Source organism: Flavobacterium ardleyense, from assembly GCF_042686085.1.
GTDB classification, from domain to species: domain Bacteria; phylum Bacteroidota; class Bacteroidia; order Flavobacteriales; family Flavobacteriaceae; genus Flavobacterium; species Flavobacterium ardleyense.
Genome location: NZ_JBHUOL010000012.1, coordinates 376962 through 402887, shown reverse-complemented (window position 1 = coordinate 402887; position 25926 = coordinate 376962). Strand labels below are relative to the sequence as shown.

22 protein-coding genes and 1 tRNA gene are annotated in these 25926 nt (G+C 32.2%); 12 read left to right on the top strand and 11 right to left on the bottom strand.

The genetic code is table 11. The features are described 5' to 3' along the window. Positions 1-31: 31 nt before the first annotated feature. The 5 genes from ACFSX9_RS07460 to ACFSX9_RS07440 all read right to left on the bottom strand — a co-directional run bounded on the left by ACFSX9_RS07460 (position 32) and on the right by ACFSX9_RS07440 (position 6147). Positions 32-3478 (bottom strand): pyruvate carboxylase, encoded by a 3447-nt coding sequence (locus tag ACFSX9_RS07460; RefSeq protein WP_379806224.1) that lies wholly within the window; start codon positions 3476-3478, stop codon positions 32-34. Positions 3479-3576: 98 nt separating this feature from the next. Continuing rightward, entirely contained in the window at positions 3577-4479 is a 903-nt protein-coding gene (locus tag ACFSX9_RS07455; RefSeq protein ID WP_379806222.1) for a cation diffusion facilitator family transporter, read from the bottom strand. 92 nt (positions 4480-4571) lie between these two features. Continuing rightward, positions 4572-5003 carry a ribose 5-phosphate isomerase B gene (gene rpiB / locus ACFSX9_RS07450; protein ID WP_379806220.1) on the bottom strand — a complete coding sequence of 144 codons (432 nt, stop codon included), beginning with the start codon at positions 5001-5003 and terminating at the stop codon, positions 4572-4574. Positions 5004-5622: 619 nt separating this feature from the next. Beyond that, a complete protein-coding gene (locus ACFSX9_RS07445) occupies positions 5623-5862 on the bottom strand; it encodes a DUF2007 domain-containing protein (RefSeq protein ID WP_379806219.1) in 240 nt (79 codons plus the stop codon). Between the two features lie 51 nt (positions 5863-5913). Further along, positions 5914-6147: a hypothetical protein gene (locus tag ACFSX9_RS07440; protein ID WP_379806217.1), complete on the bottom strand. Its 234-nt coding sequence runs from the start codon at positions 6145-6147 to the stop codon at positions 5914-5916. A gap of 122 nt (positions 6148-6269) precedes the next feature. Here ACFSX9_RS07440 and rnr point away from each other — a divergent pair, with 122 nt between their 5' ends. The 3 genes from rnr (at position 6270) to ACFSX9_RS07425 (ending at position 10060) form a co-directional block, all read left to right on the top strand. Next, positions 6270-8447, top strand: coding sequence for a ribonuclease R (rnr, locus tag ACFSX9_RS07435; protein ID WP_379806215.1), 2178 nt, complete (start codon positions 6270-6272; stop codon positions 8445-8447). Between the two features lie 155 nt (positions 8448-8602). Next, positions 8603-9271 (top strand): head GIN domain-containing protein, encoded by a 669-nt coding sequence (locus ACFSX9_RS07430; RefSeq protein WP_379806213.1) that lies wholly within the window; start codon positions 8603-8605, stop codon positions 9269-9271. Between the two features lie 93 nt (positions 9272-9364). Next, positions 9365-10060, top strand: a complete 696-nt coding sequence (locus ACFSX9_RS07425; RefSeq protein ID WP_379806211.1) for a LysE family translocator — start codon at positions 9365-9367, stop codon at positions 10058-10060. A gap of 174 nt (positions 10061-10234) precedes the next feature. Here the strand turns inward: ACFSX9_RS07425 and ACFSX9_RS07420 are convergent. Continuing rightward, a tRNA-Cys gene (locus ACFSX9_RS07420) sits at positions 10235-10305 on the bottom strand. Between the two features lie 124 nt (positions 10306-10429). Between ACFSX9_RS07420 and ACFSX9_RS07415 the strand changes: the two genes are divergently transcribed. Continuing rightward, entirely contained in the window at positions 10430-12349 is a 1920-nt protein-coding gene (locus ACFSX9_RS07415) for an LTA synthase family protein (RefSeq protein WP_379806209.1), read from the top strand. A gap of 79 nt (positions 12350-12428) precedes the next feature. Here the strand turns inward: ACFSX9_RS07415 and folB are convergent, their stop codons facing one another. The 3 genes from folB to ACFSX9_RS07400 are packed head-to-tail and all read right to left on the bottom strand — an operon-like array spanning position 12429 to position 13303. Beyond that, on the bottom strand, positions 12429-12788 hold the full coding sequence (gene folB / locus ACFSX9_RS07410; RefSeq protein WP_379806207.1) for a dihydroneopterin aldolase: 360 nt from the start codon (positions 12786-12788) through the stop codon (positions 12429-12431). A 4-nt stretch (positions 12789-12792) separates the two neighbouring features. After that, on the bottom strand, positions 12793-13104 hold the full coding sequence (locus ACFSX9_RS07405) for a hypothetical protein (RefSeq protein ID WP_379806205.1): 312 nt from the start codon (positions 13102-13104) through the stop codon (positions 12793-12795). Continuing rightward, positions 13085-13303: a hypothetical protein gene (locus tag ACFSX9_RS07400; RefSeq protein ID WP_379806203.1), complete on the bottom strand. Its 219-nt coding sequence runs from the start codon at positions 13301-13303 to the stop codon at positions 13085-13087. Before ACFSX9_RS07400 ends, ACFSX9_RS07405 begins: the two co-directional genes overlap by 20 nt. A 129-nt stretch (positions 13304-13432) precedes the next feature. Between ACFSX9_RS07400 and ACFSX9_RS07395 the strand changes: the two genes are divergently transcribed. The 4 genes from ACFSX9_RS07395 to ACFSX9_RS07380 all read left to right on the top strand — a co-directional run bounded on the left by ACFSX9_RS07395 (position 13433) and on the right by ACFSX9_RS07380 (position 16394). Continuing rightward, positions 13433-15115 (top strand): glutamine--tRNA ligase/YqeY domain fusion protein, encoded by a 1683-nt coding sequence (locus tag ACFSX9_RS07395; protein WP_379806201.1) that lies wholly within the window; start codon positions 13433-13435, stop codon positions 15113-15115. A gap of 345 nt (positions 15116-15460) precedes the next feature. Beyond that, positions 15461-15787, top strand: a complete 327-nt coding sequence (locus ACFSX9_RS07390) for a YtxH domain-containing protein (RefSeq protein WP_379806199.1) — start codon at positions 15461-15463, stop codon at positions 15785-15787. Beyond that, a complete protein-coding gene (locus ACFSX9_RS07385) occupies positions 15787-16137 on the top strand; it encodes a competence protein (RefSeq protein ID WP_379806197.1) in 351 nt (116 codons plus the stop codon). Before ACFSX9_RS07390 ends, ACFSX9_RS07385 begins: the two co-directional genes overlap by 1 nt. A gap of 2 nt (positions 16138-16139) precedes the next feature. Beyond that, positions 16140-16394, top strand: a complete 255-nt coding sequence (locus tag ACFSX9_RS07380; protein WP_379806195.1) for a DUF6327 family protein — start codon at positions 16140-16142, stop codon at positions 16392-16394. 31 nt (positions 16395-16425) lie between these two features. Here the strand turns inward: ACFSX9_RS07380 and ACFSX9_RS07375 are convergent, their stop codons facing one another. Together ACFSX9_RS07375 and gltX are read right to left on the bottom strand one after the other, a co-directional pair. Next, on the bottom strand, positions 16426-17385 hold the full coding sequence (locus tag ACFSX9_RS07375; RefSeq protein WP_379806193.1) for an SPFH domain-containing protein: 960 nt from the start codon (positions 17383-17385) through the stop codon (positions 16426-16428). Between the two features lie 90 nt (positions 17386-17475). Continuing rightward, complete coding sequence (gltX, locus tag ACFSX9_RS07370) at positions 17476-18978, bottom strand: glutamate--tRNA ligase (RefSeq protein WP_379806191.1); 1503 nt, start codon at positions 18976-18978, stop codon at positions 17476-17478. Between the two features lie 211 nt (positions 18979-19189). On the opposite strand from gltX, the gene ACFSX9_RS07365 reads away from it, so the two are divergent. From ACFSX9_RS07365 to ACFSX9_RS07350, 4 genes are all read left to right on the top strand, one after another. After that, complete coding sequence (locus ACFSX9_RS07365; protein ID WP_379806189.1) at positions 19190-22534, top strand: DUF4175 family protein; 3345 nt, start codon at positions 19190-19192, stop codon at positions 22532-22534. Next, on the top strand, positions 22527-22946 hold the full coding sequence (gene ybeY, locus ACFSX9_RS07360; RefSeq protein ID WP_379806187.1) for an rRNA maturation RNase YbeY: 420 nt from the start codon (positions 22527-22529) through the stop codon (positions 22944-22946). Before ACFSX9_RS07365 ends, ybeY begins: the two co-directional genes overlap by 8 nt. A gap of 57 nt (positions 22947-23003) precedes the next feature. After that, a complete protein-coding gene (gene mnmG, locus ACFSX9_RS07355) occupies positions 23004-24875 on the top strand; it encodes a tRNA uridine-5-carboxymethylaminomethyl(34) synthesis enzyme MnmG (RefSeq protein ID WP_379806185.1) in 1872 nt (623 codons plus the stop codon). A gap of 196 nt (positions 24876-25071) precedes the next feature. Then, a complete protein-coding gene (locus tag ACFSX9_RS07350; RefSeq protein WP_379806183.1) occupies positions 25072-25920 on the top strand; it encodes a class I SAM-dependent methyltransferase in 849 nt (282 codons plus the stop codon). The last annotated feature ends 6 nt before the right edge of the window (positions 25921-25926 follow it).

Below are 25926 nucleotides of genomic sequence, written 5' to 3'. Positions count from 1 at the left end.
AATGAAACAGCTTTATTATTATTTTGAATGCTTATTGAATTTCAATTACGCAATCATCTTGTTCGATCATTGCTTTTTCTTTAAGCACTACTTTGTAAATTGTACCTGCTTTTGGTGCACAAATCGTAGTTTCCATTTTCATCGCTTCAATAATAAATAATGGTGTATCTTTTTCTATTTTATCACCTTCTTTTACGAGAATTTTAAGTAAACTTCCTTGTAATGGAGCTCCAATATCATTAGGACCGCTTGCTTTTGCATTGGTAACTTTCACTGATTTTACCGAATTGTCTTTCACTAATACATTTCGAGTTTGACCATTCATTTGGAAAAATACTTCTCTAAAACCATCTTCATTCGGTTCGCCCATATAGCGTAATTTGATGATTATGTTTTTTCCTAAATCTAAGTTTACAAGTATCTCTTCATTTGGTTTTAATGGATAATAAAAACTTTTTGTTGGTAACTTTTCAACTCTTCCGAAATGCTTTCTAAAGTTATAAAAATCTTCGAAAACCTTTGGAAACATTATATAAGACAGTAAATCTTCGGTAGTTAACTTATCATCGAATTTTTCGTGAAGCTCTTTTAATTGGACTTCAAAATCAATTGGTTTTAAATGTGCGTTTGGTTTTTCGGTATAAGGTTGCTCTTTTTTCAAGATTAATTTTTGCAATTCTTTTGGAAAACCTAAATAGGGTTGACCCAAATCACCTCTAAAAAGTTGTTTTACCGATTCTGGAAAGGCCAAAGTATCACCTTTTTCGATCACATCTTGAGCTGTTAAATTGTTAGAAGTCATAAATAAAGCCATATCGCCAACCACTTTTGAAGACGGCGTTACTTTTACAATATCGCCAAACAATTGATTGACCACTTTGTAATTTTCTTTAATGGTTTCAAATTTATCTTCTAAGCCTAAACCTCTTGCTTGTGGTAATAAATTTGAATATTGACCGCCTGGAATTTCGTGATCGTACACTTCGGCTGTTCCAGCTTTTAATTCACTTTCAAATGGATAATAATATTCACGAACGACTTCAAAATAATTCGAATATTCGTTTAATTTTTTCAGGTCAATCGGATTTTCTCTTTCCGAACCTTCTAAAGCCGCAACTAATGAATTGAAATTTGGTTGCGAAGTTAAGCCACTCATTGATGCTAAAGCTACGTCTACAACATCTACACCAGCTTCAATTGCTTTTAAATAAGTTGTCGATTGAATCGAAGAAGTATCGTGCGTATGCAAGTGAATAGGAATTGAAATGTGCTTTTTCAACTCGGTAATCAACACTTGAGCTGCATAAGGTTTTAATAAACCCGCCATATCTTTAATCGCCAACATATTTGCTCCGGCAGCTTCTAATTCCTTCGCCAAATTGACATAATAGTCTAAGTTGAATTTCTGGCGTTCAGGATTTAAAATGTCTCCGGTATAGCAAATACAAGCTTCTGCAATAGCATTAGTTTTCTCGTTAACGATTTTTATACTGTGTTTCATTCCTTCAATCCAGTTTAGAGAATCGAAAATTCGGAACACATCGATACCGTTTTCGGCACTTTTAATGATAAATTGTTCTAAAACATTATCTGGATAAGCGGAATATCCCACGGCATTACTTCCTCTAAATAACATTTGAAGCAATACATTTGGAGCTGCTTTTCGGATCGCTCTTAAACGCTCCCACGGATCTTCGTGAAGAAATCGCATCGTAACATCAAATGTAGCTCCGCCCCAAACTTCTAATGAAAAAAGTTGTGGGAAATTTTTAGCCATTCCTTCCGTAACTTTTAAAATATCATAATTACGTAAACGCGTTGCGAAAAGCGATTGATGTGCATCACGCAAAGTGGTATCGGTATAGAAAATTTTCTTTTCGTTTTTAATGTATTGGATAAATTTTTCTCTACCCATTTCATTTAATAAATCCTTTGTTCCTTTAGGAAATTTACCTTGTGGAACTTGTGGCACTAATGGTTTTCTAAATACTTTATCGGTATCTACTTTTTTAACATCAGGATGACCATTTACTTTAACCTCTGCTAAATATTTTATTAATTTGGTTCCTCTGTCTTGCGAATATCCTTGACGAGGTTTTAATAAATGTTGATTTTCTGGAATAAAATTAACCGTTGCTTCTCCGTTTCTAAAGGTTTCATTGGACATTACATTAGTCAAAAACGGAATATTTGTTTTTACACCTCTAATTCTAAATTCTTCTAAAGTTCTTCTCAATCGGTCTGAAGCTCCTTTTAAAGTTCGACCACTAGATGAAACTTTTACCAACATCGAATCGAAAAATGGCGAAATCGTAACGCCCGAATAACAACTTCCTTCGTCTAAACGAATTCCGTAACCTCCTGCATTTCGATAAGCTATAATTGTTCCGTAATCAGGTTTGAAGTCGTTTTCTGTATCTTCCGTGGTGATTCTACATTGAATTGCCCAACCTTTACAAGGAATATCTTCTTGATTATGTATAAATATTTGACTGTGCGATAAAGGATGACCCGCCGCAATAATAAGTTGCGAACGAACAATATCAATTCCTGTAATTTCTTCAGTAATAGTGTGTTCGACTTGAATTCTCGGATTTACTTCGATAAAGTAAATATTTTCTTCTTGGTCAACTAAAAACTCAACCGTTCCAGCATTGTTGTAATTGACATATTTTGCAATTTTAATCGCATAGTCATATAATTTTTGCTTGGTTTCTTGTTTTAAAATCGAAGGTGCAATTTCAATTACTTTCTGAAAACGCCTTTGAACCGAGCAATCTCTTTCGTATAAATGAACCACATTTCCGTGATTATCACCTAATATTTGAACTTCAATATGTTTTGGATTGTCAATGAATTTTTCAATAAAAACAGTATCATCTCCAAATGATTTTAAAGCTTCACTTTTTGCATTTACAAAAGCTGTTTTCATTTCTTCGGCATTGCGAATTACTCGCATTCCTCTTCCACCACCACCAGCAGCAGCTTTTAACATAATTGGAAATCCTATTGCTATTGCTTCACTTATTGCATCTTCAACCGTTTCTAATTTTATTTTTGAATCTTGAATTAACGGAACACCAATTGCTCTGGCAACTTTTTTTGCTTCAACTTTATCGCCTAATTGCAACATTGCTTCAATTCGTGGACCAACGAAAACAATTCCTTCTTCTAAACATCGTTTGGCTAAAGAAACATTTTCAGATAAAAAACCATAACCAGGATGAATGGCATCGACCTGATTTTCTTTAGCTACTTTAATGATTTCTTCAATATCTAAATAAGGTTTGATGGATTCTGTATCATCGCCAATTTGAAAACTTTGATCGGCTTTGTAGCGATGTAAAGAATAGCGATCTTCAAAAGTATAGACCGCAACGGTTTGAATTCTTAATTCGGTAGCCGCACGAAATACACGAATAGCAATTTCTCCTCTGTTTGCAACAAGGAGTTTTTTAATAGTTAAAGTAGTTGACATAGTTGTTTTGTTCTAGTTATAGAACGTAAATGTATAAAAAAATACTATGCATGCATAATAATTTTTCATACTTTATAATATATTTAATTTTTTAGAAATCAGTCTTGAACGATGAAGTCTTTTGGATCTTCTTTTTTAAATTCGGGTTGTATGGTGATGTGATTGATTCCGAATTTATCAAAAACTAATACTTCAATTTCATGTAGTAAGCTGTTAAACTCGGTTAAAGAAATATCAGATGTACATTCTAAATGGGCTTCTAAATGAATTTCTTCTTCATTTAAATGCCAAACGTGAATGTGATGCAATCTTCCGGCACCGGGAATTTTATGCACTTCGCGAACAATTTCTTTTATATCAATATGTTCGGGTGTAAAAAGCATTAGCATTTTGGTCGACTTTATAATTAAATCGAATCCTACGATTATTAAATAGACAGCGATTAAGATGGTCATAACACTATCTACCCAAAACCAATCGTAAAATTTCATTAACAAACCACCAATTAATACTGCTACGGAAGCCAACATATCAGTTAGTAAATGCAAATAAGCCGATTTCATATTTAAATTATGATCAGCATCTTTTTTAAGTAAGATTACCGAAAAACCATTCACTAAAATTCCTAGTAAAGCCAACCAAATAACAAGATTAGACTTTATATCTTGCGGATTGAAGAAACGTCCGATAGCACCATAAATTAAAATAAAAGCTACAATAATCAAAGTAGCAGCATTTACAAAAGCAGCTATTAACTCCGCTCTTTTTAAGCCAAAAGTTTGGTCTAAAGAAGCTTTTCTTCTGGATAATTTATGAGCGACTAAACTAAAAATCAATGAAATTACATCAGAAAAATTATGCAAAGCATCGGAAATCAATGCTAAACTTCCTGATATAATTCCACCTATGAGTTGGGCCACCGTAATAACAACATTCAGTAAAATAGAAATTAATAAATTAGTTCCTTTTACTTCGTGCTTGTGAATTTGAACGTGGCTCATTTTTTAGATTTTGGGATATTCGTATATTCAATGAATAGATCAGCAAGGTTTTAGGTCTGAAAATCTAATGTCTAAGTATCTTTTATCTAAATTTATTTACAAGCGATTTTATTCACTCTATTGGCGTGTCTTCCGCCTTCGAATTTTGTATTTAAGAAAGTATCTACCATTTCAACGGCTTGTTCAATTGAAGTATATCGTGCAGGAATACTTATAATATTAGCATCATTATGTTGGCGTGCTAAAGCGGCAATTTCTTTTGTCCAGCACAAAGCAGCACGAACATCTTGATGTTTATTCGCTGTCATTGCAATTCCATTTCCTGAACCACAAATTACAATTCCTAAATCGGCTTTTTTAGATTGCACATCATAAGCAACTGCGTGTCCAAAATCTGGATAATCAACACTGTCAAAAGTATCGGTTCCGTGATTGAAAACGGTATATCCTTTTTCTTCTAAATAAGTGACAATTGCTTTTTTGTACGCTGGTCCAGCGTGATCGTTTCCGATTGAAATTTTCATAAGTTGCGTTTTTGTTACTACAAAAATACTAAAGTTAAAAACAGAATTCTTATTCAGCATCTTAAAATATAACTAATTTTATTATTATATTGAAAATCAATTGATTAAGTAGTTATGGAATTTCGATATTAACAATTGTTAATAGCTTTTCTTAAAGCCTTGATAATCAAAGAAACCTAAAATGATAACTTTTGTTAACAACTTTAGATAGAAAATAAGAAGTTTTTTTTGGTTGTAAGTAAATAAATTGTAATCCAAATCTTAATTATAAAAAGCTAATTTAGTTTGGGTGATTTGTTGAATACTTATCAACACTTTTCACCTAGTTATCAATAGAAATTGAATACTAAAGTTATTTACAATTGTATAGTGAAATCAGATTTTAACAGTTGTTCATAACTTCGTAAAATAATTTTCATTGAAGCTAATCTTCAAATCATTACTCCTTTTTCAAATTGTTAATTACATTGTATAACTAACCATAACTTTAAATCACACCTTATTTTCGAAAACTTATAGCAGCTATTAACACACTATAATAACCATCATTAATTTAAAATTAATTAAAAAAATATTTTGTTGTATTTAATATATGTTGATAACTTTCAACTTTTATAAATTAAACAATTTTTAAAGGATCGTTTTCATTCAAACCTTTTAGAATTCCTCTCACTAATTCTTCATCGTTTGTATGCACTTTTAGTTTTATGCCTCCATAAGCAATCGAACCAAAAGGATCAATACCAATCAGAGTTTCGTTTTCAAAAAAATATACAATACCTTCTTGTTCTAAAATGTTTTTTAAGCTAAATATTTCGTGTTGGAAATTAAAAGTAGCTACTGTGATAAAATCTTTCATAAGACGTCATAAAAAAAGGCTTACGTAATTGTAAACCCTTAAAATTAGTCATTAAATTATAAACTTTTCCTTTTTAATTTCTTTTAAAATGTTTTTTACATTTTCCTCTTCTTTCTCTTCCACTTTTAATTTAATATCCCCAAAACCAATACTTTGCAATGGATCGACAGAAACTATTGCTTCATCCTGGATGATGTATCGAATGTTTTTACGTTCCAATACACTTCTTACTTTAATCGTTTCTCTTTGGTTGTTAAAAATAGCAACTACTACAAAATCATTCATATCTTTTACATTTTTCGTTAGAATACAAATATACGAAAAGTTATTTTTTCATTAAATCTGAGTGCTAAATTGCTTTTCAACCCAACTATTTCGTAACTTTCAGCAATAAATAGAATTGATAAATGAGTAAGAAACCAAAAAATTTAGGTAAAAAATTAAAAGACTTTACCGCACAAATATTTAAAATACTGGCTAAAGAGCCTTCTAAGTCTTATAATTATAAACAAATTGCCGCTGTATTAGAATTAAATGATACAAAAAGCAGAAATGAAATTATTAGAGATTTAAAAATATTAAAAGCACAAGATAAAATTCATGAAACGGAAGTAGGTAAATATCAAATTATTTCCAAAGCAGAATACTATGAAGGAAAAGTAGATATGACTTCTCGTAAGACTGGTTACTTCGTTTGTGATGAATTAGAAGATGATGTATTTATACCGTTTATAAACTTAAATCACGCTTTAGATGGTGATAAAGTAAAAGCATATATCTACAACAGAAGAAGTTCAAGAAAACCAGAAGCAGAAGTTTTAGAAATTCTAGAACGTAAGAAAAATGACTTCGTAGGAGTTATTGACATTCAAAAAAACTTTGCATTTGTTTCTACCGCTAATGCGAAAATGTATACAGATATTTTCATTCCAAAAAATAAAATTGGAGAAGCTGAAAATGGCGATGTCGTTTTAGTAACACTTGAAGATTGGCCTAAAAAAGCCGATTCTCCGTTTGGATCTGTCGTAAAAGTATTAGGAAAACCAGGCGAACATAATACGGAGATTCATGCAATTTTAGCCGAATATGGTTTACCGTATGATTTTCCGATTGAAGTGGAAGCTTATACGAATAAAATTGATACGTCAATTACGGATGAAGAAATTAAAAAGCGTCGCGATATGCGTGATGTTTTAACGTTCACGATTGATCCAAAAGACGCGAAAGATTTTGATGATGCTTTATCGTATCAAGTGTTAGAAAATGGAAATTACGAAATAGGAATTCATATTGCCGATGTTTCGCATTATGTAACCGAAGGAAGTATTTTAGATCAAGAAGCTTATAACAGAGCAACTTCTGTTTATTTAGTAGATCGTGTGGTTCCAATGCTTCCGGAGGTATTATCAAATTTTGCTTGTTCTTTAAGACCAAATGAAGAAAAATATACTTTTTCGGCAGTTTTCGAATTGAACGATAAAGCGGAAATACTTAATTCGTGGTTTGGAAGAACCGTAACGTATTCAGATCAACGTTTTGCTTATGAAGAGGCACAAAGTATCATTGAAACGAAATCAGCTAGTATTCCAGCTGAAATTTCAATTACAGGAAGTGCTTATGAAGTGCCAAAACCTATAGTTGAAGCGACTTTAAAAATGAATGATTTAGCTAAAATTCTTCGTCAAAAAAGAATGGCAGCTGGAGCAATTTCGTTTGATAAAGTTGAAGTAAAATTTAATTTGGATGAAAATGCAGAACCAATTGGTGTGTATTTCAAACAGAGTAAAGATGCCAATCATTTGATTGAAGAATTTATGTTGCTTGCCAATAGAAAAGTCGCAGAATTTCTCGGAAAACAGAAGAAAACGTTCATTTACAGAATTCACGATGAACCTAATGAAGATAAATTAATCAATCTTCAAACCGTAATTGCTAAGTTTGGTTATAAGCTAAACTTACGTTCTAAACAAGATATTTCGAGTTCTTTGAACAATTTATTAGCTGATGTTCAAGGTAAAAAAGAACAAAATTTAGTAGATACTTTAACGATTAGAAGTATGAGTAAAGCCGCTTATTCGACAGAAAATATCGGTCATTACGGACTTGCTTTTGATTATTACAGTCATTTTACGTCGCCAATTCGTCGTTATCCAGATGTTATGGCACATCGATTATTGCAATATTATATTGATGGTGGCAAAAGTGTCGATGAAGATGTATATGAAGAAAAATGTGTGCATTGTTCCCAAATGGAAGGTTTATCGGCTCATGCCGAAAGAGATTCTGTGAAATATATGCAGGTTAAGTTTATGCAAAATCATAAAGATGAAGAATTCTTAGCTGTAATTTCAGGTGTAACTGAATGGGGAATTTATGTAGAAATTATCGAAAATAAATGCGAAGGAATGGTTAGAATCCGTGAAATTAGAGATGATTATTACACATTTGATGAAAAACAGTATGCTTTAGTGGGTGAAGTTTCTAAAAATATTTTACAACTTGGAGATGAAGTTTACGTAAAAGTAAAAAATGCAGATTTAGTAAAAAAACAATTAGACTTCAATTACTTAAGAAAGAAAGAATAAAATTAATAAGAAATTATTATAGCTCCGATTTTGTCATTCTGAAGTCGTTTCAGAATGTAAGTTTTATTTTTTATTATAACAGGAACAGTTTTTGATTAATCTATATCCTACAAGAGTATAAATTCTTGTAGGATAATTTTTAAATATACAGTACAATGAAAAAAATAGCATTTATAGTAGCATTATGTAGTTCAATGGCTTTTGCTCAAACCGAAAAAAAAGTTGGTGATTTTGATAAAGTGACTTCTTTTGATAAGATTGATGTTACATTAATAGCATCGACAGAAAACAAAGTAGTGTTAAATGGTTCTAACTCGCAAGAAGTTGAATTAGTTAATAAAAATGGCGAATTAAAAATTAGAATGCCTTTTACAAAAATTATGCAAGGTGATGCTATTTCAGTTACGGTTTATTTTAAAAAGATAGACGCTGTTGAAGCAAATGAAGGAAGTAGAATTGCAACAAAAGACGAAATCAAAGCAATTAATTTTGATATCATTTGTAAAGAAGGTTCTGAAGTTAAAATACCTAATTTACAAGCTAGTAGATTGCAAGTAAAGGTTTCGCAAGGAAGTATTGTAACTGTAAATGGAACGGTTAAAAATCAAGATATTTTATCAAATTCAGGAGGAAAATACGATGGTCAAGATTGTACTACGGAACAAACTGTGGTAACCGTAAACGCTGGTGGAATAGCACATGTTCATGCTACAGAATTGGTAGATGCTAAAACAAGAGCTGGTGGTGAAATTAAGATCTACGGAAAACCAAAGCAAATCAATGAAAAGAAGATTGCTGGTGGAACTATTATACAAGTCAAATAATAGTATTTAGTGTTCAGTTTTTAGTTGGCAGATTTTTTTGTAAATTCGTATTTTATTAAACGCACTGAACACTAATAACTGAACATTTAACCTTTGCATTTACACGATATACTTACTGCAATTCCTTGGGGACTTCTATTGGCATTTTCAATTGGACCCGGTTTTTTTGTGTTACTCGAAACCAGTATATTAAAGGGTTTTAGAGCCGCACTAGTATTCGATTTTGGAATTGTTTTCAGCGACATTATCTTTATTTTAATTGCGTACTTAACAACAAATCAATTGTTAGAGCAATTAAAAGATAACCCAACACTGTTTGTAATTGGCGGAATCATTATGTTGAGCTACGGTTTGATTTCCTTTATTATACTGAAGAGGAACTTTAAAAAGCAACAAGAAATAGAACTTGATGACGAAAATATTCCTAAGAAAAATTATTTAGGTTTATTTTTTAAAGGCTTTTTTCTGAATTTTATTAACATTGGTGTGCTTGGCTTTTGGATGATGATTATCATTACTTATGGACCACAAATGGAAATGGATACTTCACGAATTACTATATTCTTTGCAGCTATTCTATTCTTTTATTTGCTTTTTGATATTGCTAAAATACTATTAGCTAAACAATTGAAAAATAAATTAACACCATCAAATATTTATAAAATTAAAAGAGTAATTAGTATTATAATTTTAATTTTCGGATTATTTTTCATTCTTCAAGGTTTCTTTCCAAAGGAAAAAGAAATGATTACTAATAAGTTGTTACCTAAAACAACTGTTGTAGAATAATTAATTACTTTATAGTTATTTTTTTGTCATTCTGAATTTATTTCAGAATCTCTTACTACTGAAACAATTTGTTGAATTATCTACAAGAGCTCTAATCACGCAAGAATGCATTTTTATCTTACTATAAAAAAAATTAGGCATAAAAAAACCTCCTAATTGCTTAGAAGGTTTTAGAGGCATCGTCCGGATTCGAACCGGAGTAGACGGTTTTGCAGACCGGTGCCTAGCCGCTCGGCCACGACGCCCTTTGTTGAACGGACTGCAAATTTACATTTTATTTCCTCTTTACCAAAAAATATTAAGCAATTATTAAGTATTTATAGTTAGTTTTAAAGATTACTTTTGCAACAAACAAACAGTTAATTAATTATGAAGAATTTACGTTACCTAAAACCATTACTTAGTTTTTTTCTAATAGGATTAATAATCACCACTTTAAGTAGGTTATTTTTATTTTTTATTTTTAAAGAACGTGTTACTGAGGCAGATAATTATCTACAACTTTTTGGTATAGGACTTCGTTTTGATTTAATAATTCTGTGCTATTTAGCGATTATTCCTTTTGCGCTGCTTACTTTTTTACCAAGTAGTGTTTTAGATCGGATGAAAAAGTTCTTTAATATTTACTTTATATTCTTCCTTTTTCTATTATTATTAATGGAATTAGCAACTTTAGATTTTATTAATCAATACGATACAAGACCTAATCGTTTGTTTTTAGATTATTTAATCTATCCTAAAGAAGTTCTTGGAACGCTTATTAAAAGTTATTTACCTTCATTAATCATAACTACTATTTTACTTGGAATAGCTTTGTTTTTTGCTTTCAAAAACGGGAAAAAAGTATTTTATCCTGTAGCAAATAATTACCTACCTAAATTAGTCCTATTACCATTTATGGCTTTCCTACTATTTTTTGGTGCTCGTGGGAGTTTAACTTCGAAGCGTCCAATCAATGCTAGTAATGCTATTTTCTGTTCAGATCAAATGACCAATTCATTAGGATTGAATTCGCTTTACACGGTAGCTTTTGCTGCTTACTCGTTGAAGAATGAAGGTGACGTGAAGAAGTACGGTAAAATGGACGAATTAGAGGCGTATACGAGAGTTAAAAAATATATGGACGTTACAGAATTCATAAACAATGAAATTCCATTATTACATAAAGTACAACCAGATTCAGTTCAACCAAAATACAATGTGGTTATCTTCTTGCAAGAAAGCTTAGGAGCTGAATATGTTGGAATTTTAAATGGTTTGCCTTTAACTCCAGAATTAGATAAATTATCAAAAGAAGGTTTATTATTTACCAATTTATATTGTACAGGAACTAGAAGTGTAAGAGGAATTGAACAAGTAGTTTCAGGATTTTTACCAAATCCATCTGAAAGCGTTGTTAAGCTTGGAGGTTCGCAACAAGGATTTTTCACTTTAGCAGAAGTTTTTGGAAAGCAAAATTATGACACGAGTTTCATTTATGGTGGAATGGCAAATTTTGATAATATGGCATCATTTTTCAATGGAAATGGTTTCAAAAATATCATTGATGAAACGGATTTCGATTCAGATGGTAAAAAATATGCTTTTAAAGGAACTTGGGGCTATTCGGATGAAGATTTAGCTACAAAAGCCAACGAGTATTTTAAATCTTTAGGTGATAAATCATTCTTTTCCTTAATGTTTTCAACTTCTAATCATGAGCCTTTCGAGTTTCCTGACGGACGAATTGAATTATACGACAAACAAAAGAACACGGTTAACAATGCTATGAAATATGCCGATTTCTCTATTGGTAAATTCTTCGATTTAGCGAAGAAAGAAGCATATTATAAAAACACTATTTTTATCGTAATTGCGGATCATAACACTAGAACTTACGGAAAAAACCTAGTTCCTGTAAATAAATTTCACATTCCAGGATTAATTATTGCGCCGAATGTGAAACCTGGAACTACTTATGATAATTTAGCAAGCCAGATGGATATTCCTTCTACGGTTTTAGCCCTTTCGGGAATTACTACCAACTCAACAATGCCAGGAAGAAATCTTATGAAATTGCCTAAAGAAACGAAAGGTAGAACCATTATGTTATTTCACGAAACTTACGCTTTTAGAGTGGAAGATGATATCATTATTATGAATCCAAATGCAAAACCATTACAATTTAAAGTGAAAAGTGATACCGAATTAGTTCCTGCAACTTTAGATGAAGAATTAGCTAAAGACGCTTTGGCACATATTATTGCTTCAAGTAATTTGTATAAAAATAGAGCGTATCGTTTAGAATAGATAGCTCTTGATATTTTTAATAATCTTCCTGAATTTACCTTAATTATTTAAAGTAAATTCAGGAAGATTTTTTTTATTCTTAATTTCTAAATTCTTCCAATTCAATAGTAACCGAAGCTACATCGCCTCCAAGTGGTGGATTTATCTTTGAAACGGCTAATTTAATTCGAGATATTGAAGGTATTTCAGCGAAGCATCTGGTGATAATTCGATGAGCTACATTTTCTAATAATTTAGAACGAATCGCCATTTCATCGACAACTATTTGATTTAAAAGCACATAATCTACGGTATCTGATAATTCATCAGTCTGTGATGATTTTCGTAAATCAGTTTTAATTTCTAAGTCTACTGTATAGTCAGATCCTATTTTTCCTTCTTCGATCAAACAACCGTGATAAGAATAAGTGCGGATTGTATTTAATTTGATTGTTCCCAATTTGTTATTTTATTTTTATTGTTTCTGGATTTTGATAATCGCAAGTTACTGCGTGTATTACTACAATTTTTTCAGTTTCATTTACTGAAAAATGAATAGAATATGGAAATTTCTTTAATGGTAAAACTCTAATTGAATTGTATTTTTGTTCAAAAAAAGGAATGTGATACAATGTTTCAATATAAAAACTTAATTCGATATAAAATTTAGTTCCTAATCCATCGACTAACGATTCATAATATTCTGATATTTCATCAATTTCTAAGATTGCTCTTTTTAGAATTTCGATGTCAAAATTATTTGAGCCATTTTGCATCCAATATCTTTTTTGATTCTTCCCAACTTATATAATCTTCTGGTTTTGCATTTTTAATGCGTTCTAAAACCAATTCTTGTTGCCATAAAGGAACTTCGCTTTCTTTTTTTTCAGCAATTGTCACATCTGGAATATGCTTAAAAAAGGCGATAAATGAATCATAAAACTCATCGGGTAAGGTTACGGTTAGCTGTTTCATTTTTAATTGTTTATACCAAAGTTACAAAATTTAAATTTCAAGTGGCTTAAACCACAATTTTTTTAGGCAACTTTTAAACTTTAAACTTTAAACATTTTCTATCTTTGCATTAAAGTTAGAAAAAATAGTATGTCAACAGAAGAAAAATCATTGAATTTTATAGAGCAGATCATTGAAGAAGATTTAAAAAATGGTTTGACACAAGATAAATTACGTTTTCGTTTTCCACCAGAACCTAATGGCTATTTACACGTTGGTCACGCAAGTGCCATTTGTTTAAATTTCGGATTGGGATTAGATTATAAAGCACCGGTAAATCTTCGTTTCGACGATACTAATCCTTCAAAAGAAGAACAAGAATTCGTGGATGCTATCAAACGCGATGTTGAATGGCTTGGTTTTAAATGGGATAAAGAATGTTATGCTTCGGATTATTTCCAACAATTATATGATTGGGCCATTGAATTAATCAAAAAAGATAAAGCCTATGTGGATAGTATTTCTTCTGAAGAAATGGCTATTCAAAAAGGAACGCCAACAACTGCTGGAACAGATTCACCCTTTAGAACACGTTCTATTGAAGAGAATTTGGACTTATTTACACGTATGAAAAACGGTGAATTCGAAAAAGGAACTCACGTTTTACGTGCTAAAATTAGTATGCGTGCTAACAATATGTTGATGCGTGATCCTATTATTTATCGCATTATGCACGCTCATCATCACAGAACAGGAAACGATTGGTGTATTTATCCAATGTATGACTGGGCTCACGGTGAAAGTGATTATTTAGAACAAATTTCGCACTCTTTTTGTACGTTAGAATTTTTGCCTCATAGAGAATTATACGATTGGTTTTTAAACCAAATTTATGATGAAACTAAAGTGCGTCCAAAACAAAGAGAATTTGCACGCAGAAATTTATCGCATACCGTAGTTTCTAAGCGTAAATTATTACAATTAGTTGAAGAAAAGCACGTTACCGCTTGGGATGATCCAAGAATGAGTACGATTTCAGGAATGAGAAGACGTGGTTATACACCGAACGCTATCGTGAATTTTGCCAATACTATCGGAATTGCAAAACGTGATAATTTAATCGATGTTTCGCTTTTAGAATTTTGTGTTCGTGAAGATTTAAACAAGATTGCACCTCGTGTAATGGCGGTTTTAGATCCTGTGAAATTGGTAATTACAAATTATCCGGAAGGAAAAGAAGAATGGTTAGAAGCTGAAAATAATCCAGAAGAAGAAGTAATGACTTACCGTCAGTTGCCTTTTTCTAAAGAATTATATATTGAAAGAGAAGACTTTCAAGAAGAAGCACACAAGAAATTTTTCCGTTTGACTTTAGGAACTGAAGTTCGCTTAAAAAACGGATATATCATTAAGGGTGAATCAGTTGTAAAAGATGAAAACGGGAATATTACTGAAATTCACGTAACTTATGACGAAGATTCTAAATCAGGAAGTGGTTCAGAAGCCAGTCAAAGAAAAGTAAAAGGAACAATTCACTGGGTTTCTATTCCGCACGCAAAAGAAGCGGAAGTTAGAATGTACGATCGTTTATTCACACACGAAAATCCAGATGGAAATAAAGAAGTAGATTTCAAAGAATTCATCAATCCAGATTCTTTAAAAGTAATTACTGGATATGTAGAACCTAGTTTAACTAGTTCAAAAGAATTAGATCATTTACAATTTCAACGTTTGGGTTATTTCTGTGTCGACAGAGATTCAACCGCTGAAAAATTAGTTTTTAACAAAACGGTCGGTTTAAGAGATACATGGGCAAAAGTTAGCGTTCAATAAGTTTTTATCCAAAAAATATTTAAAATCTCTAGTAAGGTGAAAACTTTATTAGAGATTTTTTTTATGCTTTTTATAGAATAGTTTTTACTTATTATTTTTACATTATTTATTACATTTTCTGATTATAAGATTTATCTATTTTAATTCAAATTTACATCATTTTCTCCTTTAAAACTGACCTTCATAAATTCGATTTTAGCGACTTTTTCGGAGTATTGCGCTTATTGTATGCTGAGCTAATCAAGCATTTCTTATTTCGTTTCTAAAGCGTTTTCTTACTAATTTTATCATAAATCCAATCATAGCACATATATTTTTCGTAACTTTAATAAAAATCTAGAAATTATGTCAAACAGAAGTGATAATGCCTCAGCCCTTTTATTAGGTGCTGTGATTGGAGCAGGATTAGGAATTTTATTTGCACCACATAAAGGTTCGGTAACGAGAGAAAAAATTAAAGATGGTTTTGATGATTTAAAGGATCAAGCAACAGATCGATTTAATTCTTTTGAAGAAGATGCGATGGAAAAATATACAGAAACCAAAGAAGACTTGAAAGGAACGATCGAAAATCTAATTTCGAAAACAAGTTATAAAGCAGAAGAAACAATTACGTTTTTAGAAGAGAAATTGGTTGAACTTAAAAAACAAAACGCCAAACTACAACGCTAATGGCTTTTGATGAACTTAAAGAAAATATAGAAGACATTCAAGAAAGCACAAAAGCTTATATTGATAGTTCACTTGCTTATTATAAACTTTGGGGTTTTAAAGTAGCAATGAAGTCAACAACGATGATTATTAAATTTGCTTTAATAGGCATTTTTATATTGATTTTTCTGCTTTTTATTTCTATAGCAGGTTCTTATGCTTTAGGCGATTTAGTCGGAAGTACTGCATTAGGATTTCTAATCGTTGGTGGAATTCATTTGGTATTAGCTATTCTTTTATCTTTTGTAAAAGATAGAATAATTGAAGGTCCAATTTTAGAACGCTTCTCAGAAATATTTTTTAATGATTAATTATGGGAACTAAAAAATATACTTCATATGCTGAAATTGAACAAGAGTTAGCAGTTCTTAAGCTAGAAAAAGAAATTAACTACAATAGAATTAAGCTAAACTTTGAAAGAACTAAGGAAAGTGTTGTACCATTTCAGGCTATTGCTAAGGTTGGAAATATGTATTCCAATTTTATATCTGGTCCTTACGGAACAATCTTAAAAATAGCAGTTCCGTTTGTAATCAAATGGTTTGTAAATAAAAAGAGAGGCAATTAGCCTCTCTTTTTGTATCAATAAAAAAAATTTATTATTCTGAATCTTCGTCATCATTATTAGATTCACCTTGCTTTTTTCTCTTCGTAGAATTCGCTTTTTTCATTGCTTCTCCCACTTGATTACTTGCTGTGAAACTTGCTACCATATTGTTCAACATTTCGCTTCCCGCTTGTGGTGAATTTGGTAATAAGATTAAGTTACTATTTGAATCCGCACCAATCGCTTGTAACGTATCATAATGTTGAGTAACTACAATCAAAGCCGAAGCTTCTTGCGAGTTAATTCCAACTCTATTCAATACATCAACAGATTCTACTAATCCACGAGCAATTTCTCTTCTTTGGTCCGCAATACCTTGACCTTGTAATCTTTTACTTTCTGCTTCCGCTTTTGCTTTAGCTACAATTCTAATTCTTCCTGCTTCTGCTTCATATTCTGCTGCTGTTTTTTCTCTGTCTGCAGCATTAATACGGTTCATCGCATTTTTAACTTGAATATCTGGGTCAATATCAGTAATTAAGGTATTGATGATATCGTAACCATAAGCCGACATAGCTTCGTTTAATTCACGTTTTACCGCAACAGCAACGTCATCTTTACGTTCAAAAACGTCATCTAATTTTAATTTTGGAACTTCAGCACGCACAACGTCGAAGACATAAGAAGTAATTTGATCGTGTGGATATTCTAATTTGTAGAACGCTTCATACACTTTCTCTTGTAATACTTTAAATTGAACAGAAACTTTAAGCTTAACGAATACGTTATCTTTAGTTTTCGTTTCAATCATTACATCTAATTGTTGAATACGAAGATTTACTCTTCCTGCAATTCTATCAATAACGGGAACTTTCCATTGTAAGCCAGAAGTACGGGTACTGGCATATTTACCAAAACGTTCAACAACTGCAGAAGTCTGCTGTTTCACCGTATAGAAAGATGAAAATAGAAGGATCACCACTAAAAAGATGATAATGTAAATTGGAAACATAGTTTGTTTTTTTATTAGTTATAGTTATTATACGCAGAAAGTCTCGAAAAGTTACAATAAAAAATCCCGAGAGTATCGGGATTTGGTTTTTTATAATGTTTCAATTGCTTTTTCAATTCGTTTCACTGTTTCTTCTTTTCCTATCATTTCTATAATATCGAATAAATGTGGTCCTTTTAAAGCTCCTACTAAACTCAATCGTAGCGGTTGCATCACTTTACCCATTCCTATTTCCTTTGTTGTCATCCACTCTTTTAAAAGCGTTTCAATGTTCATTGACGTGAAGTCTTCCATCTTATTTAATTCCGAAATCACTTGTTCCATCAATGCTGGTGTTTCTTCTTTCCAGTTTTTCGAAGCTTTCTCGTCGTATGAAGTTGGTGCTTCAAAGAAATAATCGGCTAAATCCCAAAATTCATTTACAAAATGGGCTCTTTCTTTAATCATTCCAACGATTTTTGTCAAATCGAGTGAAGTCGAGATATTTCTGTCCGCTAAATCCTTTTTAAACGATTCCGCTAAACTGGCATCACTTTGTTTTTGTAAATATTGGTGATTGAACCATTTGTTTTTATCTGGATCAAACTTCGCTCCTGCTTTATGAATTCGGTTTAAATCAAATTTTTCAACTAATTCTTCTAACGTAAATATTTCTTGTTCTGTTCCGTCGTTCCAACCTAATAAAGCTAAAAAGTTGATCACCGCTTCTGGGAAAAACCCCTTTTCTCTATAACCAGATGAAATTCCTTCTGCTGTTTTCCATTCCAAAGGAAATACCGGAAATCCTAATTTATCACCATCGCGTTTTGATAATTTACCGTTTCCTACAGGTTTTAAAATCAATGGTAAATGAGCAAATTCTGGTGCTTCCCATCCAAATGCTTTGTATAATAAATGATGCAACGGCATACTTGGCAACCATTCTTCACCACGAATAACGTGCGAAGTTTCCATCAAATGATCATCCACAATATTCGCTAAATGATACGTTGGCATTCCGTCTGACTTGAATAAAACTTTATCATCTAGTAAATTCGTGTCAAACTTTATATCACCACGAACAATATCTTTTAATTCTAAAATTTCATTTACTGGAGTTTTAAAACGGATTACATAAGTTTCGCCATTAGCAATTCTTTGCTCTGTTTCTTCATTCGAAAGTACTAAGGAAGTATCTAATTTTTCACGATTATGCCAATTGTAAATAAACGTTTTACCTTGTTCTTCGTGTTGTTTTCTATGAGCATCTAAAGCTTCTGCCGTATCAAATGCATAATAAGCCCAACCCGAATTTATTAATTGGTCCGCATATTCTTTGTACATTTCTTTTCTTTCGCTTTGACGATATGGTCCAAATTTTTCATTCTTTCCAATAGTTTCATCGGGTGCAATTCCCAACCATTCTAAAGCTTCAAAAATATAAGCTTCTGCTTCAGGAACAAATCGCGTTTGATCAGTATCTTCTATACGAATATAGAAAACACCATTATGTTTTTTGGCAAATAAATAATTAAATAAAGCGGTTCTAACACCACCAATATGTAAAGGTCCTGTTGGACTTGGTGCAAAACGCACACGAACTTGTTTAGACATTGTTATATAGTTTTTATCCTTATTGTCACACTGAGCTTGTCGATGTGTTTGCAAAGATACAATTACAATTTTGAAGTAAGAATTTACAATTCGGAAAATATTTAGGTTATTAACAATCTGCTTTATCAAACGTTAAATTTCAATAAAAACATATTGACTTATCTTGTTAGATGTTGTATTTTTATCGGTTATAAACAAGATATCAACAATTTTGAACGCAAAAGGCATAATTTTCGAGAAACTCGAAGGATTTATTAAGAAGTTTTACACCAATGAATTGATAAAAGGAATCATTCTTTTTATCGGTTTGGGCTTGTTGTATTTCATTTTTACCTTATTAATTGAATATTTCCTGTGGTTGTCAACAAGTGGAAGAACTATTTTGTTTTGGTTGTTTATTGCTGTAGAATCTTTTTTATTGATTCGATTTATAGCTTTTCCGTTGTTTAAATTATTCAAATTACAGAAAGGAATCAATTACGAAGAAGCTTCTCAAATTATCGGGAATCATTTTACAGAAGTTCAAGACAAGTTGTTGAATTTTCTACAATTGACAAATCAAGATCAAACCTCGGAATTATTGTTGGCCTCGATTGAACAAAAAGCTTCGACCTTACAACCTATTCCATTTTCAAATGCGGTGAATTTTTCAAAGAACAAAAAGTTTTTACCGTATGCGATTGTTCCTGTCTTATTATTAATTTTATTTTTCGTTACCGGAAATTCCGCTGTGATTTCAAACAGTTTTGATCGCGTGGTGAATTATGAAACCAAATATGCTCCTCCTGCTCCGTTTGAATTTGTAATTTTAAATAATTCTTTAACGGCACAACAAAATGCTGATTTTATACTTCAGGTGAAAACCCAAGGAAAAGTGATGCCTGAAAATATTGCGATTCAAATTGGTGAGGAAGAATATTTTCTACAAAGCACAAAGCCAGGAATTTTCGAATATACGTTTGCTAAACTTTCTAAGGATATTGAATTTTCGCTTCAGGCGAATGGTTTAAATTCCAAGAGTTATGTAATTGATGTAGTCGATGTGCCTACGATTGCTAATTTCGAAATGGTTTTGAATTATCCTTCGTATTTAGGAAAGAAATCGGAAATTATTCAAGGAACAGGAAATGCAGTTGTTCCGGAAGGCACAGTTGTAAATTGGAGAATTAACGCTTTAGCAACCGATAAAGTTGCTTTCAAATCGAACAATCAACAAAAAGAGTTTTCTTCGAATAATTCCATATTTACGCTTTCGCGAAGCATCTCTGATAATTTGAATTATGAAGTAATTACATCAAATAAGAATTTAGCTGAGTTTGAAAAACTGGCTTACCAAATTGCAATTATCAAAGATCAATATCCAACAATTAATGTTCAAATTGCTCCAGATTCTTTAAAGTTGAAATCAAAAATGATGATCGGTCAAGTTTCAGATGATTATGGTTTAACCAAATTACAAGTGGTATATTATCCGAAAGGAAATCCTTCAGCTTCTCGTAAAGCGAATTTATCCATAAATAAACAGGCCGTTGATCAATTTATTTATTCGTTTCCAACCGGAATTACAATTGATGAAGGTATAAACTACGAATATTTCTTTGAAGTGTTTGATAATGATGTAGTTAACAGTTATAAAAGCACTAAATCTTCCGTTTTTCTTCATTATGAGTTAACAGAAGATCAAAAAGACGATAAACAACTGCAAGAGCAGAATGAAAATATTAATAGTTTAAAAAACTCGTTACAAAATCAGGAAAAGCAAATTTCTGAATTAGATAAATTACAAAAGTTAAACAAAGAGAAAACAACTCTAGATTTCAAAGATCAGAAGAAAGTGGAAGATTTCATCAAGCGTCAAAAACAACAAGATGAAATGATGAAAGAGTTTACAAAAAAGCTTTCTGATAATTTAGAAGATTTCAATCCGAAAGCTCAAGATAAAGACAAGGAGGAATTATTGCGTCGTTTAGAAGAAACTGAAAAGCAGTCCGAAAAGAATGAAAAACTGTTAAAAGAATTAGAAGAGCTTTCTAAGAAATTACAAAAGGACGAACTTTTTGACAAGGCAGATAAGTTAAAACAAAACGCTAAAAATCAAAAACAAAACTTAGAGCAATTGGTAGAGTTAACCAAGCGTTTTTATGTGGAAAAAAAGGCGGAACAAATTGCCGATAAATTAGAAAAGTTAGCGGACAAGCAAGATAAGTTATCGGAAAACGCTAAAGAAAACACGGAGAAGAATCAAGAACAAATTAACAAGGAATTTGATGCGATTCAAAAAGAGTTACAAGATTTAGATAAAGAAAATAAAGATTTGAAATCACCAATGGACATTCCAAATGACAAGAATGAACAAGAGGAGATCAAGAAAGATTTAGATAAATCTTCGGAGGAATTAAAAAAGGAAAATCAGTCGAAAGCAAAGCCAAAACAAAAAAGTGCTGCTGCCAAGATGAAAGAGATGAGTCAGAAAATGGCTTCGGCGATGGCGTCAGGAGACAAGAAAGAAATGGAAGAAGATGTGAAATTGTTGCGTCAGATATTAGATAATTTACTAGCGTTTTCTTTTTCAGAAGAAGCTTTGATTAAGACCACAAGTCGTTCTCAGATTCGTTCGTTGGAATTAAATAAAGTTTTGAAACAACAACAAAATTTGAAGCTACAATTCAAACACGTTGACGATAGTTTGTTTGCAATCTCTATGCGTAATCCTCAAATCACAGAAATCATCCTAAAAGAAATTGGAGAAATCCATTACAACTTAGATAAATCTTTAGAGACGTTGGCGGATAATAACATTTCAAAAGGAGCTTCGCATCAACAATATGTATTAACATCTGCAAACCGCTTGGCTGACTTTTTAAGTAATGTCCAAAGTGATATGAATATGGAAATGCAAGGTCAAGGACAAGGAAAGCCAAAACCTGGAAAAGGTCAAGGTTCAGGAATGCAATTGCCAGACATTATTAAAAAGCAAGATGGTTTAGGAGAGAAAATGAAAGACGGAATGAAGCCCGGAGAAACACCTGGTGATAAGCCCGGAGATAATCCGGGAGACAAACCAGGACAAGGAAAACAAAAAGGTAAAGAGGGTAAAGAAGGACAATCTGGGGAAAGCGGTGAAGGAGGCGAAAACGGTCCAGAAGGAAATGCGGGTAAAGTGTTAGAGATTTTAAAAGAACAAAGACAGCTTAGAGATGCTCTTCAAAAGGCATTAGAAAAAGAAGGAATGTCGGGTCAAGGTCAGAATGCTTTGAACCAAATGAAAGATATTGAAAAGCAATTAATCAACAAAGGTTTTAAAAACGAAACGCTTCAAAAGATGCTGAATTTAAAACACGAACTTTTGAAATTAGAAAACGCGATTCAACAACAAGGAGAAGACACAAAACGCCAATCGAAATCGAACGCTAAAGACTTCAATGGTTCCACTACTCCACTCTCTAAAGAATTTAAAGAATATATGAATAGTGTAGAAATATTAAACCGACAAAGCTTACCTTTGCAACCGAATTTTAATCAAAAGGTACAACACTATTTTAAAAACAATGATTAGTTTTAATTACGAAACCGATTTTACTTTATCAAACGAAGCACATTATGAGGAATGGATTTCTCGTATTATTGATTCAGAAGGTTTTGATGAAGGTGAAATTAACTACATATTTTGCGATGATGAATACCTTCATAAAATCAATGTAGACTATTTAGATCACGATACTTTAACTGACATTATCAGTTTCGATTATACGGAAGGAAATTTATTACAAGGTGATATTTTTGTTTCTGTAGAACGTGTTAAAGAAAATGCTTTAGATTTCAAGGTTCCTTTTGAGGATGAAATCAAACGCGTATTGTCTCACGGTATTCTTCATTACTGTGGATACAAAGATAAATCTCCCGAAGACGAACTACTAATGCGTGTGAAAGAAGACGAAAAAATCCAGATGTTTCACGTGGAACAATAAGGATTAAAAACCAAGAATTTTTAAAATGTTTCACGTGGAACATAATATATATAATAGATGTTTTCAAATCAATATGATGTAATTGTTGTTGGTGCTGGGCACGCCGGTTGTGAAGCCGCTGCTGCCGCTGCTAATATGGGTTGTTCTACCCTATTGGTAACAATGAATCTTCAGAACATAGCACAAATGTCTTGTAATCCTGCCATGGGTGGAATTGCAAAAGGACAAATTGTACGCGAGATTGACGCTTTGGGTGGTTACTCCGGAATCATTTCAGACCGAACTGCTATTCAGTTTAAGATGTTGAACAAGTCGAAAGGACCTGCCATGTGGTCGCCAAGAGTACAATCTGATCGAATGCGTTTCTCTGAAGAGTGGCGAACGATGTTGGAAAACACACCCAATGTAGATTTCTACCAAGAAATGGTTTCTGGAATTTTAGCTGAGAATGGTAAGATTGTCGGGGTTAAAACTTCACTTGGAATCGAGATAAAAGGTAAGACGGTTATCCTTACGAATGGAACTTTCTTAAACGGTTTAATCCATATTGGAGACAAACAGTTTGGCGGAGGTCGTGCTGGCGAAGGTGCGTCCTTTGGAATTACAGAAGATTTATTAAAGCTAGGTTTTGAATCAGGAAGAATGAAAACAGGAACTCCTCCAAGAGTAGATGGTCGTTCTTTAGATTTTTCTAAAATGACAGAACAAGCCGGAGATGAAGTTCCGGAAAAGTTTTCATATTCAGATATAACAGCTCCTTTAAAAACCCAACGCTCTTGTTGGATGTCGTATACTTCGTTAGAAGTGCATGATATTTTACGCGAAGGTTTTGACAGAAGTCCGATGTTCAACGGTAGAATTAAAAGTTTAGGGCCAAGATATTGTCCTTCGATTGAAGATAAAATTAATCGTTTTGCTGATAAAGAAAGACATCAATTGTTTGTTGAACCGGAAGGTTGGACAACGTGCGAATATTACATTAACGGATTTTCAACTTCATTACCTGAAGAAGTACAGTTTAAAGCTTTGCGTTCAGTGGTTGGATTTGAGAATGTGAAATTCTTCCGTCCAGGTTACGCAATCGAATACGATTACTTCCCTCCTACGCAATTGCAACACACTTTAGAAACTAAATTAGTGGAAGGTTTGTATTTCGCAGGACAAATTAATGGAACAACTGGATACGAAGAAGCAGCTTCTCAAGGATTAATGGCCGGAATTAATGCAGCCTTAAAAGTGCAAGAAAGAGCTCCCTTTATTTTAAGAAGAGATGAAGCTTACATCGGAGTGTTGATTGATGATTTAATTACTAAAGGAACGGAAGAGCCTTATCGTATGTTTACTTCTCGTGCCGAATACAGAACATTATTGCGTCAAGATAATGCCGATTTTAGATTAACTCCTAAAGCTTTCGAATTAGGATTAGCAAAAGAAGACCGTCTAATCCGTATGGAACAAAAGTTTTCAAAGTCGGATGCTATGGTAACGTTTTTCAAAGAAACTAGTTTGAAACCTGAAGAAGCAAATCCAATTCTAGAAAGTAAAGGTTCTTCACCAATGAGCCAGCCTGATAAAATGTTTAAAGTTTTCTCACGTCCGCAATTGGATTTAGAAGATTTTAGGAAATTTAAAAAGGTTGCTGCTTACATTGATGAGCACGATTTAGATAGAGAAATCGTAGAACAAGCAGAAATACAAGTTAAGTATTCTGGATATATTGAGAAGGAAAAAAATCATGCAGACAAATTAACACGTTTAGAAGATGTAATAATTCCGGATAATTTCGACTTTGACAAGATCAAATCATTATCTATAGAAGCCAAACAAAAACTAAATAAGATTCGTCCAAAAACAATTGCTCAGGCATCTCGTATTAGCGGTGTTTCTCCAAGTGATGTTTCTGTGTTATTAATCTATATGGGAAGATAAGGAAGTGTTCAGCGTTCAGTTTACAGTGTTCAGATTTAGGAATCATTTTTTATTTCTAAACTGATATCGTGCAAATTACGAACAAGTAATTCAACTGCAAACTGCGACTAAACACTGAATACTAATAAAAATGTTTCACGTGAAACAATCACGTCAACCCTATTAAAATATGCCGTTCGCATAAAAATAAAATAAAATGAATTTTTTAGAAGATAAAAGTTTTATTAAAGTTAAAGATTTTTCTGTTTCAGGAGAATCTTTTTCGTTGTTATTAAATGAGGAATATCAGCTTTTAAAAACGCATCCTCAACCTGCTTTAGATAAGTTGGGATCTTATTATGAATTTGATGATTATATTTCCCATACCGATGGAAAACGTACGTTGTTTGAAAAGATGTATCATTTCATCAAACGCAAAGCAATTCGCGATAAAGTAAGTTTGATTAATTCGCACCATGCTGTAAAAGGTAGGATTTTAGATGTTGGTGCTGGAACAGGCGATTTTCTTTTGGAATGTAAAAATCAGAATTGGGAAATCTTAGGAATTGAACCTAACGATAAAGCCAAAGGAATTGCAATTGGGAAAGGAATAAAATTTGGTGATACCATTGAAAAGTTAGAAAGCAACTCTTTCGATGTAATTACCATGTGGCATGTTTTAGAACACGTTCCAGATGTCGAACATCAAGTTGCCGAATTGAAGCGTTTATTAAAACCGACAGGAACAATAATTATCGCTGTTCCAAATTTTAAATCATACGATGCAAAACACTATAAAGAATTTTGGGCAGCTTTTGATGTGCCAAGACATTTGTGGCATTTTTCAAAAACAGCAATTGATAAATTATTCGATAAACAAAATATGATTTTAGAAGAGGTGAAGCCCATGTGGTTTGATAGTTTTTATGTGTCACTTTTATCGGAGAAGCATAAAACAGGAAAGATGAATTACATTTCTGGTTTTTTTATTGGCTTAGCATCAAATGTGTCAGGAATCTTTAAAAGAGAATTCTCATCGCACATTTACATCTTAAAAAACAAATAAAAACCA

What these genes read in the sequence shown, in the direction of transcription:
- ACFSX9_RS07430 (WP_379806213.1), top strand. Translation starts at nt 8,603, where the DNA reads ATGAAAAAAATAGCATTTATAGTAGCATTATGTAGTTCAATGGCTTTT.
- ybeY (WP_379806187.1), top strand. Translation starts at nt 22,527, where the DNA reads ATGATTAGTTTTAATTACGAAACCGATTTTACTTTATCAAACGAAGCA.
- rpiB (WP_379806220.1), bottom strand. Translation starts at nt 5,003, where the DNA reads ATGAAAATTTCAATCGGAAACGATCACGCTGGACCAGCGTACAAAAAA.
- gltX (WP_379806191.1), bottom strand. Translation starts at nt 18,978, where the DNA reads ATGTCTAAACAAGTTCGTGTGCGTTTTGCACCAAGTCCAACAGGACCT.
- rnr (WP_379806215.1), top strand. Translation starts at nt 6,270, where the DNA reads ATGAGTAAGAAACCAAAAAATTTAGGTAAAAAATTAAAAGACTTTACC.
- ACFSX9_RS07405 (WP_379806205.1), bottom strand. Translation starts at nt 13,104, where the DNA reads ATGCAAAATGGCTCAAATAATTTTGACATCGAAATTCTAAAAAGAGCA.
- ACFSX9_RS07440 (WP_379806217.1), bottom strand. Translation starts at nt 6,147, where the DNA reads ATGAATGATTTTGTAGTAGTTGCTATTTTTAACAACCAAAGAGAAACG.
- ACFSX9_RS07350 (WP_379806183.1), top strand. Translation starts at nt 25,072, where the DNA reads ATGAATTTTTTAGAAGATAAAAGTTTTATTAAAGTTAAAGATTTTTCT.
- ACFSX9_RS07385 (WP_379806197.1), top strand. Translation starts at nt 15,787, where the DNA reads ATGGCTTTTGATGAACTTAAAGAAAATATAGAAGACATTCAAGAAAGC.
- ACFSX9_RS07395 (WP_379806201.1), top strand. Translation starts at nt 13,433, where the DNA reads ATGTCAACAGAAGAAAAATCATTGAATTTTATAGAGCAGATCATTGAA.
- ACFSX9_RS07460 (WP_379806224.1), bottom strand. Translation starts at nt 3,478, where the DNA reads ATGTCAACTACTTTAACTATTAAAAAACTCCTTGTTGCAAACAGAGGA.
- mnmG (WP_379806185.1), top strand. Translation starts at nt 23,004, where the DNA reads ATGTTTTCAAATCAATATGATGTAATTGTTGTTGGTGCTGGGCACGCC.
- ACFSX9_RS07415 (WP_379806209.1), top strand. Translation starts at nt 10,430, where the DNA reads ATGAAGAATTTACGTTACCTAAAACCATTACTTAGTTTTTTTCTAATA.
- ACFSX9_RS07380 (WP_379806195.1), top strand. Translation starts at nt 16,140, where the DNA reads ATGGGAACTAAAAAATATACTTCATATGCTGAAATTGAACAAGAGTTA.
- ACFSX9_RS07375 (WP_379806193.1), bottom strand. Translation starts at nt 17,385, where the DNA reads ATGTTTCCAATTTACATTATCATCTTTTTAGTGGTGATCCTTCTATTT.
- ACFSX9_RS07400 (WP_379806203.1), bottom strand. Translation starts at nt 13,303, where the DNA reads ATGAAACAGCTAACCGTAACCTTACCCGATGAGTTTTATGATTCATTT.
- ACFSX9_RS07390 (WP_379806199.1), top strand. Translation starts at nt 15,461, where the DNA reads ATGTCAAACAGAAGTGATAATGCCTCAGCCCTTTTATTAGGTGCTGTG.
- ACFSX9_RS07455 (WP_379806222.1), bottom strand. Translation starts at nt 4,479, where the DNA reads ATGAGCCACGTTCAAATTCACAAGCACGAAGTAAAAGGAACTAATTTA.
- ACFSX9_RS07445 (WP_379806219.1), bottom strand. Translation starts at nt 5,862, where the DNA reads ATGAAAGATTTTATCACAGTAGCTACTTTTAATTTCCAACACGAAATA.